This window comes from Streptomyces sp. NPDC036815, assembly GCF_055609205.1.
In genome coordinates, this window is the sequence record NZ_JBVJPW010000003.1 from 299,742 (window position 1) to 316,601 (window position 16,860).

Consider the following 16,860-nt stretch of genomic DNA (forward strand, 5'->3'; position numbering starts at 1 on the left):
TTCGGGGAGCGGCACGAGATGGCGGGCAGGCGGTCGCTGGGGCGACGGTTCGGGTGGCTGTGGGCGGCGTACGCGGTCAGCACGTTCGGGACGCGGCTCGCGTTCGACGCGTTCGCCATGATCGCGATCCTGACGCTGGACGCCGGGGCGGCCCAGGTGGCGGTGCTCGCGTCCGCGGGGCTCGCGGTGGGGGCCGCGGCGGCGATCCCGCTCGGGCCGTGGGTGGAGTTCCGCCGCAAGCGGCCCGTGATGGTGGCGATGGACCTGGTGCGGTGTGCGGCGCTGCTGAGCGTGCCCGCCGCGTACGCGCTCGGCCTGCTCGGCTTCGCGCAGCTCCTCGTCGTCTCGGTGGTGGTCGCCGCGGCCGACATCACGTTCGGGGCGGCGAGCGGCGCGTACCTCAAGACGCTCGTCCGCCCGGAGGACCTGCTCGTCGCCAACGGCCGCTTCGAGTCGACGACGTGGACGGCCACCATGCTGGGACCGCCGCTCGGCGGGGCCGCGGTCGGCCTGTTCGGGCCGCTGATGACCGTGGCCGCCGACGCCGTCAGCTATCTGCTCTCCGCGGTGGGACTCCGAGCGATCGGCGGTCTCGGCGGCGAGGAAGCACCTCCCGTGCGCTCCGGAGAGGCGAAGCGGCTGCGTGCGGGCGATGTGCTCGACGGCTGGCGGTTCATTTTGGGCAGCCCGGCGCTGCGCCCGCTGTTCCTCAACACCGTCCTGGTCAGCGGCCTGATCATGGCGGTCTCGCCGCCGCTCGCCGTCCTCATGCTCGGCCCCCTCGGCTTCGCGCCCTGGCAGTACGGCCTCGCCTTCGCGCTGCCCTGCCTGGGCGGACTCGTCGGGGCGCGCCTGTCCCGGCGCCTCGTCGCCCGCTACGGGCAGCGCGCGGTGATGCTGGTGGCGGGCACTCTGCGCGCCTGCTGGTCCGTCGGGCTCGCGTTCGTCGGCCCCGGCACCGCCGGGCTCGTCCTCGTCGTGACCGTGGAGTTCGGGCTCATCACGTGCATGGGTGTGTTCAACCCGGTGTACGCCACGTACCGGCTGGCGCGGACCCCGGCCGACCGCGTCGCCCGCACCCTGTCCGCCTGGTCGGTCAGCAGCAAGGCCACCGTCGCCGTCCTGACCGCGCTGTGGGGTCTGCTCGCCGGTCTCACCGGCCCCCGCACCGCCATCGCCGTCGCCGGTCTCCTCCTGCTCGCCACCCCGCTGCTGCTGCCGCGGAACGACCGTACGGTCTCCGAAACGGCCCGTGTGCCAGCCGCCTAGACCAGCCGCTCGACCGCCTTGAGGACCTCTCCCGCGCCGTCCTCCGCGGCCATGGTCCGGGCGAGGCCGGTGGCGGCCCGCGCATACGTCTCCTCGCGCACCGCACGGCCGAGCGCGTCCGCGAGACGGGGTGCGGTCAGGTCCTCGAAGGGGATCGGGTCGCTCGCCGCGCCGAGGGAGGCGAGGCGGCCTGCCCAGAAGGGCTGGTCCGCGGTGACCGGCACGGGGACGGCCGGGACGCCCGCACGCAGCGCCGCCGCCGAGGTGCCCGCGCCCGCGTGGTGCACCACGGCCGCCACCTCGGGGAACAGCAGGGAGTGCGGCACCTCACCGACCGTCAGGACGTCGTCGCCGGACGCCGAGAGACCGGCGCGCCCCGCCTGCAGCACGCCCCGCAGCCCGGCCGTGCGCAGCGCCTCCACCGCGAGCTCGCTCAACCGCTCGCCCTCCCCGCCCGCCATGCTGCCGAACCCGATGAACACCGGGGGCGGCCCGGCCCGCAGGAAGTCGTCGAGCTCCGGTGGCAGGCCGCTCGCCGGGTCGTGGTGCGGCCACCAGTTGCCGACGACGTCGAGCCCGGCCCGCCAGTCCGCGGGCCTCGGCACCACGGCCGGACTGAAGCCGTGCAGCACCGGCCAGCCCGCCCGCTCCTGCCGGGCGCGGACCCGGCCCGGCGCCGCGGCGGGCAGCGAGAGGCGGACGCGCAGGTCGCGTACAGCGTCGGCGTAGACGCGGTCGACCATGCGCAGGGCGAGGCCGCCGAGGACACGGTTGCCGAAGCCGCCGAGGGACCGCGTGGCACCGACGACGGGCGGGAACGCGCGGGTGGGGTGCGCCGGTTGGAGGTACGCCCCGAGAACCGGTATGCCCATGGCCTCGGCCACCTGCCAGCCGAGCGGCGCCGTCGTCGTGGAGAGCACCAGCAGGTCCGCGCCGCGCACGGCCGCGTCGACGAGACCGCCGCCGAGTGCGCGTACGAAGCCCGCGGCCGCCCGCAGGAGTTCTCTCCGCCCGTCCGCGCGCCGCTGGTCGTCCGAATCGCCGGGCAGTTCACGGAACCGCAGGCCGGCGGCCGCGACGAGCGGCGCGAACGAGCCGTGCGTGGCGAGCGCGACGTCGTGTCCGGCTTCGCGGAGCCGGAGGCCGAGGCCGGTGTAGGGGGCGACGTCGCCGTACGAACCGGCTGCGGCGATCAGGATGCGCGTCATCGGTTTCCTCCGGGGTCCGAGCCGGCTCGGCGGCCACTCTCAACCTCAGCTGTAGGGTGAGGGTCGCCGGTCGTCCGGCCACCCTCACGCTCATGTCGAGCCTCCCGCTCGCACCCGGCCCCCTGGCCCGTCCGGGTCTCCGCGTTGGCGCGTACCGCCGTCCGCAGGTACGCGGCGAGCCCCGGCCGCTGCTGGGACGTCGGCACGACGAGGGCGAAGGCCCGCGGGTCGTCGGCGAAGTCGTCCGCGATGCGCAGGTGCATGTCGGGCGGGCACGGGGTGAACCAGCGGGCGAGGTGTCGCCGGTGCGCTTCCGCCAGATCACGGGCGCGTTCGCCCTCGGCGGGCTCCCCCGCGTCGAAGGCGGCGAGCAGTTCCTCCCGCCACCGCGCGGCCTCGCCCATGAGCCGCGCCCAGTCCTCCTTGGAGTGCGCGGCGGCGCTCTCCATGGCCGCCCGGTGCCCCGCGCTGTCCTGCCACTTCAGCTCGGCCTCGGTGGCGTAGCTGAGGTCGAAGGTGATCTCACCGAACACCTCGGACCGTTCCTGGGGGCTGAGACTCACCCCGGTCCGCTGCAGCTCCATGGCCCGCTCCGCGACGTCCGCGAGGCGCTCGAGCTGGTCGATCTGTTCGCGCAGCGCCCGGTGCCTGGCCTTCAGCCGGCCGAGGGCGTCGGCCTGCGGTCCCGTCAGGATCCCGGCCGTCTCGTCGAGGGTGAAGCCGAGCTCTCGGTAGAAGAGGATCTGCTGCAGACGGGCCAGGTCCGCGTCGTTGTACAGGCGGTAGCCGCCGGGGCTGCGCTCGCCGGGCGTGAGCAGCCCGGAGCGGTCGTAGTGGTGCAGGGTGCGGACGGTGACGCCCGCGAAATCGGCGACCTGACCGACGGTGTAACTCATGGACCTTCGCCTTTCGTCGACGCTCAGCCTGCAGCCTGACGCGGCGTAAGGGTCAAGCCAGGGGCGTCAGGTCAGCTGGTGCAGCAGATGGGCGCAGGCCGCCGCCTCGTCCGCGTGCCGGGCGAGGGGGTGGTGCACGCCCCGTTCGTACATTCCGACCTCCCACGCCCCGTCGTCGGCTCTGCGCAGGTAGACGAAGTCGGGTGGCGTGGGGGCCGGTTCGTGGACGCCCTCGATCCAGTAGTAGCCGTCGGCGACGTGGGCGGCGCGCAGGGCGGCCGCTGCTTCTCGGACGTCCACGGGTGGGGCTCTCCTCTCCGCCGCCGGTACGGCGGCGCGGTCGGCGGGGCGCGGTCAGGCGTTGGCGGTCAGGCGTGCGCGGGCTTGAGGTAGCCGTGGTCGAGGAGCCACTTGACGTTGAGGCGCTGCCCCTCGCCCGGGTCCACGAAGGCCGGGTCCAGCTTGATCTGCTGTCCGTCGCCCGGCTGCTCGAACCACGGGGCGATGCTGCCCTGCCAGACGCGGAACGGCTTGGTCACCTCGTAGACGTGGTAGTCGCAGGAGAACGCGGCGTCGCGGGTGTTGAGGTTCTGCGGGGGCAGGGCGCGCTCGGCGTAGGAGTCCCCGGCGGGCGCGAGGTATCCCCCGTACTCCGAGCCGAAGCGGTCCAGCGTCTCGCCCCGCTCCAGGCGCTCGCGGTGCTTGTCGACCTTGCCGTCGACGGTGCCGAAACCGTCGTTGGGCGGGTACTTCCAACTGCCGCTGTCCGCGGGGCCCTCCCAGTACTTCTTCAGGAAGGCCTTCGGGGACAGCTTGCCCGTCCGCTTCCAGTTCTTCAGAAGCGGCCCGACCGGCCGCTGCCACCGCTGGGGGAGCCGGGCCGGGCCGAGCCGGGCGTCGCCGTGGAACTCTCCCGTGCATATCTCGTGCGTCGCGGCGGCGCCCACCGGGGGCGCCGGTGCGGCGGAGGCCGTGGCACTGACGGCGGGGGCGGCCGCTGTGGCCCCCGCCACTGCTATCGCGGCCAGAACGGTACGGATCCGGATCACACGGCTGTGGTCCACTCGGCAACTCCTCCTGCGGGTACGCGCGTTCAGGTCGGTTCGCGCCGACCGCACTGCGCGTGCGGTCCGGCGTCAAATTCGCGCACACCGTATAGGAGCAGTGGCTCTCAGTGGCCGACTCGTCGTGGAAAGCGCCTTCTGTTGGCCGAAATCCCATGGCCTCCAAGCACCGTCAAGGTGCGCTGCCAGGACCGGCAGGGCCCGTACCACGCGCCGGGCTCGGATCAGCCCGGCCCACGCCCGCCCGCACCGACGACACATCGGACACGGCCCGCTTCGTCCCTTGCCCGATCAATCATGTACGGGACACTGTGTCTGCCACATCCGTCACCACCGACGCACGAGGTGCAGGCATGAACGAGGTGCGGGCATGAACAGTGGAGCAGAGCCGGTCGCGGGTTCCGGCGGCGGTTCCGGGCGGCGGCGGTTCTTCGGCGCGCTGACGGGAGTGGCCGCCGCGGGGGCGGTGTCCGCCGCCGCGGGCTGCGCCTCCCCGACCGCTGCGGAACGTGAGCGTCCCGAGCGCGCCCGCCGTAACACCGCCTCCTCCGTCACCCACCGGCCGCGCGGCGAACGGCAGTTGTTCCTCGGCACGTACACCTCGCGGGAGGGCGGCGGCGGGGGCATCGGCCTGGCGACGTACGACGACGCGACGGGACGGGTCACCGGCACCGGCACGATCACCGGCGTCCCGGACCCCTCCTATCTGGCGCTGCACCCCTCGGGCCGCACCCTCTACGCCGTCAACGAGCGCGAGAAGGGCGGCGTGACCGCCGTCGCGCTCTCGCCGTCCGGCGACCACGAGGTGCTCGGCACCCGCGACACCGGCGGCGCGGGACCCTGTCACCTCTCCGTGCACCCCGGCGGGCGGTGGCTGCTCAGCGCGAACTACGCCTCCGGCAGTGTGGCCGTCCACCCCGTCGAAGCGTCCGGGGCGCTCGGCGAGCGGACCGACCTGGTCGAGCACTCCGCGCCGCCGCCCGGCCCCGGCCAGCAGGGTCCGCACGCCCACCAGATCAGCACGGCGCCGGACGGCCGCCACGTCCTCGCCGTCGACCTCGGCAACGACACCGTCTACACCTACCGCCTCGACGAGAAGGCGGGCACGCTCAGCCGCGTCTCGCACGTGACCGTGCGGCCGGGCGCGGGCCCCCGCCACCTCACCTTCCACCCTTCGGGCCGCTTCGCGTACCTCGCCAACGAAGTCGACAACACGCTCGTCGTCTGCGCGTACGACCCCGCCACCGGCCGCATCACCCCGGGCGAGCCGCAGGCGACGGGCTCCGGCGGAGGAACCAACTATCCGGCCCAGCTCGTGGTGACGCGCGAGGGCCGCTTCGCCTTCCTCGCCAACCGGGGCCACAACAGCATCGCGCGGTACGCCATCGAGCGCGGCGGCGCCCGGCTGCGGCTTCTGGACACGGTCTCCGTCGACGGCGACTTTCCGCGACAGCTCGCGTTCTCGCCGTCCCAACGGCTTTTGTTCACCGCGAACCAGAAGTCGAATTCGGTGAGTGTCTTTCAGGTCGACGGACGCACCGGAAAACTCCGGCTGACGGGCAAGCCGTTCACGGCGCCGATCGCGGTGTGCGCACTGCCGCTCTGAAAGTGCTGCCGGTCGAGAACACCTCACCCAGGACAAGAGGGGGAGGAATGCGCGGTCACCCGCCGATGTACCAGCTGAATCCGCCGGAGGCGGCGACGGCCACCAGCACGATGAAGAGGATCACGTCAACGATGCCCAGGATGACGGACGCCTTCGCCATGCCGCTGCTGCCCGCCTTCTGACGCAGGGCCACAGCACCGAAGATGATGGCGAGCGGTCCGAGAATGATGCTGAGGAAGAACAGCCCCACGATGCCGCAGACAAGACCGGCCACCGCGAGGCCATTCGTCCGGGAACCGGAAGACGCCGCTGACGGGCTACCGTAGAACGACATGGTCACACCTCTCGGAGATCGAATTCCTGTATTGCGTGACGCCGTCTCCGAGTGCCCAGGAATGCGACCCGTAGTCCGTCCGCCGGACACGTGGTGGAGCGTTCCTGCGTACGGTCCCGCCCCGAGCGTCAGACGACGATGACCCGGCGCCCGCGCGTGTGACCGGCTTTGCTGTCGATGTGCGCGGCCGCCGCCTCGGCGAGCGTGTACGACTTCTCGACCGGAATGTGCAGCTTGCCCCGCGAGATGAGAACGGCGGCCTCGGCCAGCGCGTCCGGCACGCTCCCGGCCACACCGGAGAACCGGACACCGTGCTCCGGCGCATCGAGATCGGCGATGGAGACCACCTTCCGCGGGTCCCCCGTCAGTTCGACGAGCTCGCGGATCACGCCCGAGCCCGCCAGGTCGAGGGCCGCGTCGACCCGCCCGAGCTGCCGCACCCGCTCGACCCAGCCCTCGCCGTACGTCGTGGCGACGGCGCCGAGGCCGCGCAGATAGTCCTGGTTCGCGGCGCCGGCCGTGCCGATCACCGTGATGCCCCGCTCCCGGGCGATCTGCAGCACCGCCGACCCGACTCCCCCGGACGCGCCGCTGACCAGGAGCGTCTGCCCGGGCCGCACCCCGGTCTCGCGGATGACGCGCAGCGCCGTCTCCACGATGGAGGGGTATCCGGCCGCCTCTTCGAACGTCAGCCCCTCGGGCATGCGGGCCCAGGCCGAAAGGACGGCGAACTCGGCGTACGTGCTCGCCCCTTCGCCGAAGACGTGGTCACCGATCCCGACCCCTTCGACGCCCTCACCGACCTCGTCCACCACCCCCGCGGCGTCGAGGCCCACTCCGGAGGGCAGCTCGGTCGGGTGGGCCCCCAGGACCTGACCCTCTCGGACCCTCCAGTCGACGGGGTTCACTCCCGCCGCCCGTACGGCGATGCGTATGCGGCCGGGGCCCGCGTGGGGCTCCTCGGCGTCGATGAGGTGCAGGACGTCCGGACCGCCGAACTCGGCGAAGCTCACTTTCTTCATGCCGCCGAATGTAACACTAACGGTTAGCGTTTAACAACGGTTGTTGTTTTGCAGCTGGTAGCATCACGCCATGACCGAGCCGCCCGGCCGCCGTGAGCGCAAGAAGGCCGCGACCCGCCAGAAGATCGCCGACGCCGCCCTGCGGCTCTTCCTGGAACGCGGGTACGACGCGGTGGGCATCCGTGACGTGGCGGCCGAGGCCGACGTGGCCGTCACCACGCTCTTCTCCCACTTCGCCTCAAAAGAGGCGCTGGTGTTCGAGCAGGACGAGGACTTCGAGCACCGTCTCGCGCGGGCGGTCGCCGACCGGGCGCCGGACGAGCCGCTCATCCCCGCGCTGCGCCACGAGATGCGGGCGCTGGTGCGCCACTGCACGGCGGACGGCGCGGCCCCGATCTGGCGCATGATCGACAAATCCTCCGACCTGCGGGATTACGAGGAGTCGATGCGGCTGCGCCACGCCGAGTCCCTGGCCGCGGCCATCGCCGCCGACCTCGAGCTGCCGCGGCCCACGACGGCCTGCCGGACGATCGCGAGGTTCGTGGTCGACGCCCACTCCCTGGCCCGCGAGGCGCCCGACCCGGACGCCGCGGTGGACGAGGTCTTCCGGATGATCGAGGCCGCCTGGGAAGCCACCGGTCACTGACGCGCGCACCGGGCCTCTGCGCGAACTGCCCGTAACGGGTGGGGCGTTGGGACGGCGGCGCGGTATGTCGCCGTGGAACATGTGGAAGGCGCGGCCCGTGCGGGCGGCGCGCGCGGAGCGGTGCGGTGGGTGGCGCGGGCACCGGACAGCCGACAGCCGTGGCTCGCTCGTCGGGAGTTGGGCGTACGGGCTTGGACGTACGGGGGTTCTCGGGTGCACGGGCGGGTGCGGGTCACGCCGCCCCGCCCCCGCCCCGTCGCGACATCAGTCCGCCGGAGCGGTCACCCTCAGTTGGACGTCAGACCGCCGTCCACCGCCAGGGCCGCCCCCGTGGAGAACGAGGCGCGGTCGCTGCACAGCCACAGGGCCGCCTGGGCGATCTCGACCGGCTCGGCCATGCGCTTCTGCATCTGACGGGCGACGAATGCCTGCTCCAACTCCGGCCGCGCGTCGACCACTTGGCTGATCATTTCCGTGCGCGTGGTGCCGACGACGAGCGTGTTGATACGGATGTCGTGCGCGGCGTACTCGGCCGCCGCGGCCCTCGTCATGCCGAGCACCGCGTGCTTCGCGGCGACGTAGGGCACGGGGGCGCCGGTGGCCACCATCGCCGCGGTGCTCGCCGTGTTGACGATCGCGCCCTTGCCCGCTTCGAGCATCACCGGGATCTGGGAGCGCAGGCAGTTCCAGGTGCCGCGTACGTTGGTGTCCATCGTGCGGTCGAAGACGTTCTGGTCCAGCTCGTGCAGCGGCGCCAGCTGGTCACCGGCGTACCCCGCGTTGTTGAACGCAGCGTCCAGCGCGCCGAAGTGCTCGCGGGTCGCGTCGACCGCGCGCTGCACGTCCTCGGCGACCGAGACGTCGCCCGTGCTGATCGCCGCCTGGCCGCCCGAGTCGTTGATCTCCTTGGCGATGCGGGTCAGCGCGTCCTCGCGACGGGCCATGAGCAGGACCGCCGCCCCCTCCGCGGCGAACAGCCGAGCGGCCGCCTCACCGATCCCGCTCGACGCACCCGTGATCATGACGGCCTTGCCGGCCAGCAGTCCATTGATTTCGGTCATGGCGTGAGTAAAGCCCTTGCGGCCCCGGACCGCACCCCTCAATGATCATGAGATCTCCCACAGTAGAGGGATTCGCCGGACGGGCGGCTCCGGCTCGATCCGGACGGGCGGCCTGGCTCGATAAGGTGCCCGGTGTGATCAACTCATCTGCTGACAAAGCCAGTACGAGCTCGGACGACACCGAGGTCGCGACGGCCGGGGCGCGCGCGGGCGCTGAGGTGGTGCGCGCCATGTACGGCCGGCGGCTCACCCGAATCGACAAGGGCGCCGGTGACTTCGCCACCGCCGCCGACGTGGCGGCGGAGGAGGCGATCCTCGACGTCATCCGGGCCGCCCGGCCCGACGACGCGGTGCTCGGCGAGGAGGGCGGACAGCGGGGTTCCGCCGAGGCCGCGCGCCGGTGGCTGGTGGATCCGCTGTGCGGCACCTTGAACTACGCCGTCGGAAACATGCTGGTGGCCGTCAACGTGGCGCTGCGCGACGGTCCCGCGGCGGTGGCCGACCCGTTCAGCGGTGAGGTCTTCGTCACCGACGGCCGGAGTGCCTGGCTGCGGCACGAGGGGACCGACGCCCCGCTGGCCCCCACCTCCGCCACGCAGCTGGTGGACGTCAACCTGGACCCGCCGTTCCCGGGCGCGCCCGGGTTCCGGGGCGTGGACCTGCTGGCCCACCCGGAGTTCGTCGCGCGGTTCCGCCCCCGGGTCGTGTCCACGTCGCTGGCCGTGGCCTGGGTCGCGGCGGGCCGGCGGGCCGCGTACGTCACGGACGGCGGCGACCTGTCGGGAAGCGTGCACTTCGCCGCGGGCATCGCCCTGTGCCGGGCCGCGGGGTGCGTGGTCACCGGCATCGACGGCGCGCCGGTCGGACAGGGCGGCCGGGGACTCGTGGCGGCGGCCGACGCCGAGACCCATGACCTGTTGATGTCGATGATCCGCGGTGGCCGGAGGAACTGAAGGGGCGGAAGAAGCAGGAGGCCACAGGACCGGCCCCCCCTCCTGCGGGACGCGGGGCCCGGACTTGATTACCGTACGTGGGTATGAGCACGGACCTGACCGGACTTCTCGTCGGCGCCGCCGTTCTGGTCGCCGCGACGCTCGCCGTCGCGGTCGTACTGCTCGTACGTCTCGTCCGGACCCGGCGCGATCTGCGCAGAGCCGGACTTCCCGTCGAGCGGCAGTGGGTCTTCTGGGCGGCGGTCGCCTATCTGGTGCTGCCCACCGACCTGCTGCCCGACCCCGTCTTCCTGGACGACATCGGGGTGCTCGTGCTGGCCCTGCGGTCGATGCGGTCAGCCTCCGACGGGCCGTCCGCGCCGGGTGGTTGAGAGGCGGGCCTTCATCAGGAGGGCGTGCATGCACTCCGTCACCTGTGTGACGTCCTCGACGAGCCGGTGGAACGGGAGGCGGACGTCCGCCTGCCCGCGAGCGCGTTCCAGACGCAAGCAGATGCCGTGCCGGTCGATGGCCAGCGGGCGGACCCGCACCACGCCGTGCAGGCTGTCCGGGCTGATGAGGCGGGTGAGCTGCTCGACGGCGTCCGGGTGGGCGTCGGCGAGATGGGTGAGCAGGCGCGACTCCGCCTCGGCGAGCGGGTCGGGCACGGTCAGGGCGAGTTCGTCGAGCTCGACGCCCACGCGCTCTCCCGTGGAGTCGTGCAGTACGGCGCAGGTCGGCTCGAGGACGAGGTCGCGCCCGTCGTGCGTCAACGATCCGGAGAGCCAGAGCCGGGCGCGGATCCGGTCCCTGAGCGGCACCGGCGCGACGTCGGCGAACTCGACCATGGTGGACGGCTCGCCGCGGGGCGCGCAGATCAGGGCGGCGGCCAGTGCGCTGTCCTCGGGCGGGGACAGCCGGAGCCTGCCGTCCTCCATGACGCTGTGCGCGCCCACGAGTTCGTCCCTGCCGATCTCTGTGGTCACCGCGCAGGACCATGCGGTGGCGAGCACTGAACGAGCGCGTGCCGCCGCTGTGGGCACGGTCGTGCTGCTCTGACGGACACCCATCCTCAACCTCCATTAGGTAAGCCTTGCCTAACTTATCTGAGATTGCAGAACGGGGCCAGTACGCCTCATGGCCCCGCGCGGCGAACCACGCGGGGCCATGAGGGGGTCGTCGGATGAGGCGAGGGGACGTCAGTGGCCCCGGGCGATCCACTCCTCCAGGTGCGGCGCCTCCTCGCCGATGGTGGTGCTGTCACCGTGGCCGGTGCGCACCACCGTCACGGGCGGCAGCGTCAGCAACCGCTCCCTGATGGACGAGACGATCGTCGGGAAGTCGCTGAACGAACGGCCCGTCGCGCCGGGGCCGCCCGCGAAGAGCGTGTCCCCGGTGAAGACCGTGCCGAGTCCGGGTGCGTGCAGGCTGACCGCGCCGTGGCAGTGGCCGGGCGTGTGCAGCACCTTCAGGACCGTGCCCGCGACGGCCAGTTCCTGCCCGTCGGAGAGCTCGCCGTCCGGGGCGCGGTCGGGGTGCGTCCGCTTCCACAGCTCCGCGTCCGCCGGGTGCAGCAGGATGGGCGCGCCCGTGCGGTCGGCGAGCGCCGGGGCCGCGTCGATGTGGTCGTCGTGGGCGTGCGTGCAGACGATGGCGACGAGCCTGCGCTCCCCCACCGCCCCGGCGATGGCGTCCGCGTCGTGCGCGGCGTCGATGACGACACACTCGCTGTCGTCCCCCACGATCCACACGTTGTTGTCGACCTCCCAGGTGCCGCCGTCCAGGGAGAAGGTCCCGGACGTGACGAGGTGGTCGATGCGCGCGCCGGGCGCGCCCGCCGTGGCGTCGGCCGCCATCAGAACATCACCACCGAACGGAGCACGTCGCCGTGGTGCATGCGCTCGAAGGCCTTCTCCACGTCCTCCAAGGCGATCGTCTCCGTGACGAACGCGTCGAGGTCGAGACGCCCCTGCTGGTAGAGGTCGATCAGCATCGGGAAGTCGCGCGAGGGCAGGCAGTCCCCGTACCAGCTCGACTTGAGCGCGCCGCCGCGCCCGAAGACGTCGAGCAGCGGCAGCTCGATCTTCATCTCCGGCGTCGGGACGCCGACGAGGACGACCGTGCCCGCCAGGTCCCGGGCGTAGAAGGCCTGCTCGTACGTCTCGGGACGGCCGACCGCCTCGATGACGACGTCGGCGCCGTTGCCGCCGGTCAGCTCCCGCACGGCCTCGACGGGGTCGGCGGAGCGGGAGTTGACCGTGTGCGTGGCGCCCAGGCTCTTCGCCGTCTCCAGCTTCTTGTCGTCGATGTCCACGGCGATGACGCGCGCGGCGCCCGCCAGGCGGGCGCCCACGACCGCGGCGTTGCCGACGCCGCCGCAGCCGATGACCGCGACCGAGTCGCCCCGGCCGACGTTGCCGGTGTTGATGGCCGCGCCGATGCCCGCCATAACACCGCAGCCGAGGAGACCGGCCGCGGCCGGCGAGGCGGCCGGGTCGACCTTGGTGCACTGCCCGGCGGCGACGAGGGTCTTCTCGGCGAAGGCCCCGATGCCGAGCGCCGGCGACAGCTCGGTGCCGTCGGCCAGGGTCATCTTCTGCTTCGCGTTGTGCGTGTCGAAGCAGTACTGGGGGCGGCCGCGCAGACACGCGCGGCACTGACCGCACACCGCGCGCCAGTTGAGGACCACGAAGTCGCCCACCGCGACCTCGGTGACGCCCTCGCCGACCGATTCGACGACGCCCGCCGCCTCGTGCCCGAGCAGGAACGGGAAGTCGTCGTTGATGCCGCCCTCGCGGTAGTGCAGGTCGGTGTGGCAGACGCCGCACGCCTGGACCTTCACCACGGCTTCCCCCGGCCCCGGATCCGGCACGATGATCGTCTCGATCCGCACCGGCTCGCCCTTCGCCCGTGCGACCACGCCCTGCACCTGCTGCGCCATGAATACGGCCCTCCTGTTCTCTGCACGTCCTACCCCTCCATCGTTTCAGGTCGGACGCCCCGGTGGAGCACACGCCCGCCCGGCACGGGCAGCGCGCGCCGATGAGGCGGGCCGCGCGATCTAGGGTGAGCCTGTGCGCAACCTCGCCGCCCAAGCCCTGCTGCCGGTCAACGCCGCGCTCGCCGTGGCACTGCTCGTACTGCTCCTCGTGGCCGCGACGACGGCGGCCGTCTTCCGGCTCACGCCCGACGGCTCACGCGGCCGGGCCCGCGAGATCCTCGTCGCCGGGGTGCGCGCGACGGCCCAACTGGCCGCCGTCTCTCTCGTCATCGACTGGGTCGTGCACCACACACCGGCCCTGTTCGGCTTCCTGCTCCTCATGTTCGCCGTGGCCGCCCGCACCGCGGGCCGGCGCATCACGCCGAACGGGACCTGGTGGTGGGCGGCGCTGCCGATCGCGGGCCCCGTCGTGCCGGTGGTGGGCGCACTGGCCCTCGCGGGCCTGCTTCCCGTACGAGGCGTCGCGATGATCCCCGTGACGGGCATCCTCATCGGCGGGGCGCTCACCGCGACGGTCCTGGCGGGCCGCCGCGCCCTCGACGAACTCCACACCCGCTTCGGCGAGTTCGAGGCCGGCATCGCCCTGGGCCTCGCCGAGCAGGAGGCCCGCCTGGAGGTGATCCGCCCGGCCGCCTCCGACGCGCTGCTGCCCGGCCTCGACCAGACCCGCACGGTCGGCCTCGTCACCCTCCCCGGCGCCTTCGTCGGCATGCTCCTCGGCGGCGCCTCCCCCGTGCTCGCCGGAGCCGTGCAGCTCTTCGTGCTGATCGCCCTGATGGCGGTCCAGGCGATCGCCGTGGCCGCCACGGTCGAACTGGTCGCCCGGGGCCTGCTGCACCGCGGGGCGTAGGCTCGGTCACTATGTCTGTCTACGAAGAAGAAATCGGCGCCCTGCAGGGTGGCCCCGCCGACCTGCGCCAGTACGAGGGCAAGGCCGTCCTGGTCGTCAACGTCGCCTCCAAGTGCGGGCTCACCCCGCAGTACGCGGGTCTCGAGCGGCTCCACGAGCAGTACGCGGCGCGCGGCTTCAGCGTGCTCGGCGTGCCCTGCAACCAGTTCATGGGCCAGGAGCCCGGCACGTCCGAGGAGATCGCCGAGTTCTGCTCGGCGACATACGGGGTGACGTTCCCGATGACGGAGAAGGTCGAGGTCAACGGCGAGAACCGACACCCGCTGTACAAGGAGCTCGTCGGGACGGCGGACGCGGAGGGCCACACCGGTGACATCCGCTGGAACTTCGAGAAGTTCCTGATCGACCCGTCGGGCAGCGTGGTGGCCCGCTTCTCCCCGCAGACCGAGCCCGACGCCCCGGAGCTCGTCGGCGCCGTCGAGAAGCACCTTCCGGCCTGACGACCGGAACCCTGGGTCCGACGACCCGGCGACTTTGGTCAGCCGGTCGTCGACTTTCGGGCGACTCGTGGGCGGGGCCCTGCCGCCTAGCGTCGAAGCATGGCTTCCACCAGGCGGTTCGGCCCCGCCGTCGCGCTCTTCCTGCTGGCCCCGTTCGTCGGCGAGTTCCTCCTCGGCAACCTCACGGTGGCCGAGTCGGGGCTCGGGATCGTACTCGCCCCGCTGTACGGCTGCGGCGCCCTCCTCGTGCGGGAGACCGCCCGCCGGTACGGGGGCGGCCGGCCCACGATGGCGCTGCTCGCGGCGGCGTACGCGCTGATCGAGGAGGGCCCGGTCGACCAGCTCCTGTGGAACGACGCGTACGCGGGCCAGGACCTGCTGCACGGCCCGTCGTACCTGCCGGGGCTCGGCATGAGCGTCGAGCTGACGCAGACGATCCTCGCGCTGCACACGGTGTGGAGCATCCTGGTGCCGATCGCGCTGGTGGAGACCTGCGCCGCGGCCCGCCGCACGACACCGTGGCTGGGGCGCACCGGCTGGGCGGTGACGGCCGCGGTGTACGTGCTCGGCGCCGGGCTCGTCTTCTGGGGCAACTACGCGGAGGAGCACTTCCTCGCGTCGCCCGCCCAACTCACCGGGACGGCGGTCGTCATCGTCGCCCTCGTCGCACTCGCCTTCCGCGTCCGCTCCCGGCGCCCGCGTCCCGCCCCCGGTACCGCACCCCCGCCCTGGCGGGTCGGCGCCGCGGCACTCGCCGGGACGAGCCTGTACTGGGGTCCCTCGGTCCTCGTCACCTCGGACGCGTACGAATGGGCCGGCGTCGCGATCTGGTGCGTCGTCGCGGCGGCCGGAACCGCCGCCGTGCTGCGCTGGTCACGGCAGCGGGGATGGGGCCAACAGCACGTCTGCGCCCTCGCCGCGGGAGCACTGCTCACGTACGTGTGGACGTCGTTCCCGGTCCGCCCGGAGGGCGGCGGCTCGCTGACGGTCGACCTGGTGAGCAACGCGGTGTGCGCGGTGATCGCCGTGGCGGTGCTGATGGCGGGCGGCGCCGCGGTCAACCGCCTGCCTGCGCCCGACGCACCGTCGCCGCCGTACCACCCTGCCGGGAAGCCCAGCCGCCGCGTGCGGCAAGCGAAGTGACGGGGTGCCACCTGGCGGGCCCGCACAGGCCTCCGGCCTCGCGGTACATCCAGCCGGACCAAGCCGATCTGCGGACTTCGGGCAGCGCTCATACGGTGGCTGAATGGTCATCAGGTACCTTTCGCGCTCCTCCTCCGTACGCACCACGGCCCTCGCGCTCGGGACTCTGGTCCTCCTGTCCTCACCTGCCGCGGCCGTCGACGTGCCCGCCGAACCCGCCCCTCCGCGGCCCGTGCCCGCCTACTCGTCCGCCCTCCTCGACCGGCCCGGCGTGCAGGTCAGGCCCGGTCCGGGCGCACCCGGGCTGCCCAGTGACGTGTCCGCCCTCGCCTGGGTGGTGGCGGACGCCCGTACGGGCGAGGTGCTCGCCGCACGGGACGCGCACCGCAAGCTGCCGCCCGCCTCGACGCTGAAGTCCCTCTTCGCCCTGGCGACGCTCCCCCACCTGAACGCCGACATGCGGCACGTCGTCTCCGAGCACGAGCTGGACGACATCGGCGAGGGCAGCAGCATGGTGGGCGTGGCGGCCGGCCGCTCCTACCGGGTCGCCGATCTGTGGCGCGGCGTGTTCCTCAGCTCCGGCAACGACGCCGTGCACGTCCTCGCGCGGCTCAACGGCGGCCTGGACGAGACCGTCCGGCAGATGCGCCTCAAGGCCCGCGAGCTCGGCGCGCGGGACACCAACGTGGTGTCGCCCGACGGCTACGACGCCCCGGGGCAGGTCTCGTCGGCGTACGACCTGGCGGTCTTCGGCAAGGCCGGGCTCACCGACCCGGAGTTCACCCGGTACTGCTCCACCCGCGTCGCGCAGTTCCCCGCGGGCGGCTGGTCGTACCCCATCCAGAACACCAACCGGCTGCTGACCGGCGCCGACGGTGTGACGCCCTACCCCGGGCTGCTCGGCGTCAAGAACGGCTACACCAGTCACGCGGGCTCCACGCTGATCAGCGCCGCCCAGCGGGGCGGCCGCACCCTCGTCGTGACGGTGATGAACCCCCAGGCGGGCGGCGGCCGCGCCGTGTACGAGGAGGCGCGGGCGCTGCTGGACTGGGGCTTCACGGCGGGCGACAAGGTGCAGCCGGTGGGCTCGCTGCTGCCGCCGCACAGGGCGACCCGCACGGTGCCGGGGCCGGCCCACGCGGCCGGGGAGGTCGCCGCGACCGTGGAGCCGGAGGGCTCCGACTGGTCCGCGATCCTGCTGGTCGGCGCGGGCTCGGCCGCCCTGCTCGCGGGCTGTGTCGTGGCGGTCCGGCGCCGGGCGGCTACGGTGGCCCGACGCAAGGGCGCGGGAGGCGCCGTCGACTGAACGGACGGATCGACTGAGCGGA

At 72.9% G+C, this 16,860-nt stretch carries 19 protein-coding genes; 9 read left to right on the top strand and 10 right to left on the bottom strand.

Features of this window, described 5'->3' with window-relative positions:
• The first annotated feature begins 18 nt into the window (after positions 1–18).
• Positions 19–1,269 (top strand): MFS transporter, encoded by a 1,251-nt coding sequence (locus tag ACZ69I_RS10120; RefSeq protein WP_470831588.1) that lies wholly within the window; start codon positions 19–21, stop codon positions 1,267–1,269.
• Here ACZ69I_RS10120 and ACZ69I_RS10125 read toward each other — a convergent pair.
• From ACZ69I_RS10125 to ACZ69I_RS10140, 4 genes are all read right to left on the bottom strand, one after another.
• Entirely contained in the window at positions 1,266–2,477 is a 1,212-nt protein-coding gene (locus ACZ69I_RS10125; RefSeq protein ID WP_470831376.1) for a glycosyltransferase, read from the bottom strand. The two genes, ACZ69I_RS10120 and ACZ69I_RS10125, sit on opposite strands and share 4 nt — an antisense overlap.
• Positions 2,474–3,373: a MerR family transcriptional regulator gene (locus tag ACZ69I_RS10130; RefSeq protein ID WP_470831378.1), complete on the bottom strand. Its 900-nt coding sequence runs from the start codon at positions 3,371–3,373 to the stop codon at positions 2,474–2,476. The genes ACZ69I_RS10125 and ACZ69I_RS10130 overlap by 4 nt, the downstream gene beginning before the upstream one ends.
• A gap of 66 nt (positions 3,374–3,439) precedes the next feature.
• A complete protein-coding gene (locus tag ACZ69I_RS10135) occupies positions 3,440–3,673 on the bottom strand; it encodes a hypothetical protein (RefSeq protein ID WP_470831379.1) in 234 nt (77 codons plus the stop codon).
• A 68-nt stretch (positions 3,674–3,741) separates the two neighbouring features.
• Entirely contained in the window at positions 3,742–4,422 is a 681-nt protein-coding gene (locus ACZ69I_RS10140) for a TNT domain-containing protein (protein ID WP_470831590.1), read from the bottom strand.
• A 385-nt stretch (positions 4,423–4,807) separates the two neighbouring features.
• On the opposite strand from ACZ69I_RS10140, the gene ACZ69I_RS10145 reads away from it, so the two are divergent.
• Positions 4,808–6,043, top strand: coding sequence for a lactonase family protein (locus tag ACZ69I_RS10145; protein ID WP_470831381.1), 1,236 nt, complete (start codon positions 4,808–4,810; stop codon positions 6,041–6,043).
• 55 nt (positions 6,044–6,098) lie between these two features.
• Here the strand turns inward: ACZ69I_RS10145 and ACZ69I_RS10150 are convergent, their stop codons facing one another.
• Positions 6,099–6,377, bottom strand: a complete 279-nt coding sequence (locus ACZ69I_RS10150) for a DUF4190 domain-containing protein (protein WP_467677769.1) — start codon at positions 6,375–6,377, stop codon at positions 6,099–6,101.
• A 128-nt stretch (positions 6,378–6,505) separates the two neighbouring features.
• Positions 6,506–7,399, bottom strand: a complete 894-nt coding sequence (locus ACZ69I_RS10155) for an NADP-dependent oxidoreductase (RefSeq protein WP_470831383.1) — start codon at positions 7,397–7,399, stop codon at positions 6,506–6,508.
• A 70-nt stretch (positions 7,400–7,469) separates the two neighbouring features.
• Here ACZ69I_RS10155 and ACZ69I_RS10160 point away from each other — a divergent pair, with 70 nt between their 5' ends.
• Positions 7,470–8,045, top strand: a complete 576-nt coding sequence (locus tag ACZ69I_RS10160; protein ID WP_470831385.1) for a TetR/AcrR family transcriptional regulator — start codon at positions 7,470–7,472, stop codon at positions 8,043–8,045.
• A gap of 287 nt (positions 8,046–8,332) precedes the next feature.
• Here the strand turns inward: ACZ69I_RS10160 and ACZ69I_RS10165 are convergent, their stop codons facing one another.
• Complete coding sequence (locus tag ACZ69I_RS10165; RefSeq protein ID WP_470831387.1) at positions 8,333–9,106, bottom strand: SDR family NAD(P)-dependent oxidoreductase; 774 nt, start codon at positions 9,104–9,106, stop codon at positions 8,333–8,335.
• 134 nt (positions 9,107–9,240) lie between these two features.
• On the opposite strand from ACZ69I_RS10165, the gene ACZ69I_RS10170 reads away from it, so the two are divergent.
• Entirely contained in the window at positions 9,241–10,059 is an 819-nt protein-coding gene (locus tag ACZ69I_RS10170; RefSeq protein ID WP_470831388.1) for an inositol monophosphatase family protein, read from the top strand.
• A gap of 83 nt (positions 10,060–10,142) precedes the next feature.
• Positions 10,143–10,430: a DUF1232 domain-containing protein gene (locus ACZ69I_RS10175; protein WP_470831389.1), complete on the top strand. Its 288-nt coding sequence runs from the start codon at positions 10,143–10,145 to the stop codon at positions 10,428–10,430.
• Here the strand turns inward: ACZ69I_RS10175 and ACZ69I_RS10180 are convergent.
• The 3 genes from ACZ69I_RS10180 to ACZ69I_RS10190 form a co-directional block, all read right to left on the bottom strand.
• Entirely contained in the window at positions 10,395–11,108 is a 714-nt protein-coding gene (locus ACZ69I_RS10180; RefSeq protein WP_470831390.1) for a DUF2470 domain-containing protein, read from the bottom strand. The genes ACZ69I_RS10175 and ACZ69I_RS10180 overlap by 36 nt on opposite strands.
• Before the next feature lie 129 nt (positions 11,109–11,237).
• On the bottom strand, positions 11,238–11,894 hold the full coding sequence (locus ACZ69I_RS10185) for an MBL fold metallo-hydrolase (protein ID WP_470831392.1): 657 nt from the start codon (positions 11,892–11,894) through the stop codon (positions 11,238–11,240).
• Positions 11,894–12,979 (bottom strand): S-(hydroxymethyl)mycothiol dehydrogenase, encoded by a 1,086-nt coding sequence (locus ACZ69I_RS10190; RefSeq protein WP_470831394.1) that lies wholly within the window; start codon positions 12,977–12,979, stop codon positions 11,894–11,896. Before ACZ69I_RS10190 ends, ACZ69I_RS10185 begins: the two co-directional genes overlap by 1 nt.
• A gap of 133 nt (positions 12,980–13,112) precedes the next feature.
• Here ACZ69I_RS10190 and ACZ69I_RS10195 point away from each other — a divergent pair, with 133 nt between their 5' ends.
• From ACZ69I_RS10195 to ACZ69I_RS10210, 4 genes are all read left to right on the top strand, one after another.
• A complete protein-coding gene (locus ACZ69I_RS10195; RefSeq protein WP_470831396.1) occupies positions 13,113–13,889 on the top strand; it encodes an ABC transporter permease in 777 nt (258 codons plus the stop codon).
• Between the two features lie 11 nt (positions 13,890–13,900).
• Positions 13,901–14,389: a glutathione peroxidase gene (locus ACZ69I_RS10200; protein WP_467677749.1), complete on the top strand. Its 489-nt coding sequence runs from the start codon at positions 13,901–13,903 to the stop codon at positions 14,387–14,389.
• A 99-nt stretch (positions 14,390–14,488) separates the two neighbouring features.
• Positions 14,489–15,532, top strand: a complete 1,044-nt coding sequence (locus tag ACZ69I_RS10205; protein WP_470831397.1) for a DUF998 domain-containing protein — start codon at positions 14,489–14,491, stop codon at positions 15,530–15,532.
• A 103-nt stretch (positions 15,533–15,635) separates the two neighbouring features.
• On the top strand, positions 15,636–16,838 hold the full coding sequence (locus ACZ69I_RS10210) for a D-alanyl-D-alanine carboxypeptidase family protein (protein WP_470831398.1): 1,203 nt from the start codon (positions 15,636–15,638) through the stop codon (positions 16,836–16,838).
• Positions 16,839–16,860: the final 22 nt, after the last annotated feature.

Bases quoted from the DNA above. Each gene is read 5' to 3' on its own strand.
- ACZ69I_RS10145 (WP_470831381.1), top strand. From the start codon at position 4,808: ATGAACAGTGGAGCAGAGCCGGTCGCGGGTTCCGGCGGCGGTTCCGGG.
- ACZ69I_RS10130 (WP_470831378.1), bottom strand. From the start codon at position 3,373: ATGAGTTACACCGTCGGTCAGGTCGCCGATTTCGCGGGCGTCACCGTC.
- ACZ69I_RS10185 (WP_470831392.1), bottom strand. From the start codon at position 11,894: ATGGCGGCCGACGCCACGGCGGGCGCGCCCGGCGCGCGCATCGACCAC.
- ACZ69I_RS10155 (WP_470831383.1), bottom strand. From the start codon at position 7,399: ATGAAGAAAGTGAGCTTCGCCGAGTTCGGCGGTCCGGACGTCCTGCAC.
- ACZ69I_RS10165 (WP_470831387.1), bottom strand. From the start codon at position 9,106: ATGACCGAAATCAATGGACTGCTGGCCGGCAAGGCCGTCATGATCACG.
- ACZ69I_RS10190 (WP_470831394.1), bottom strand. From the start codon at position 12,979: ATGGCGCAGCAGGTGCAGGGCGTGGTCGCACGGGCGAAGGGCGAGCCG.
- ACZ69I_RS10180 (WP_470831390.1), bottom strand. From the start codon at position 11,108: ATGGGTGTCCGTCAGAGCAGCACGACCGTGCCCACAGCGGCGGCACGC.
- ACZ69I_RS10150 (WP_467677769.1), bottom strand. From the start codon at position 6,377: ATGTCGTTCTACGGTAGCCCGTCAGCGGCGTCTTCCGGTTCCCGGACG.
- ACZ69I_RS10160 (WP_470831385.1), top strand. From the start codon at position 7,470: ATGACCGAGCCGCCCGGCCGCCGTGAGCGCAAGAAGGCCGCGACCCGC.
- ACZ69I_RS10120 (WP_470831588.1), top strand. From the start codon at position 19: ATGGCGGGCAGGCGGTCGCTGGGGCGACGGTTCGGGTGGCTGTGGGCG.
- ACZ69I_RS10210 (WP_470831398.1), top strand. From the start codon at position 15,636: ATGGTCATCAGGTACCTTTCGCGCTCCTCCTCCGTACGCACCACGGCC.
- ACZ69I_RS10200 (WP_467677749.1), top strand. From the start codon at position 13,901: ATGTCTGTCTACGAAGAAGAAATCGGCGCCCTGCAGGGTGGCCCCGCC.
- ACZ69I_RS10205 (WP_470831397.1), top strand. From the start codon at position 14,489: ATGGCTTCCACCAGGCGGTTCGGCCCCGCCGTCGCGCTCTTCCTGCTG.
- ACZ69I_RS10175 (WP_470831389.1), top strand. From the start codon at position 10,143: ATGAGCACGGACCTGACCGGACTTCTCGTCGGCGCCGCCGTTCTGGTC.
- ACZ69I_RS10125 (WP_470831376.1), bottom strand. From the start codon at position 2,477: ATGACGCGCATCCTGATCGCCGCAGCCGGTTCGTACGGCGACGTCGCC.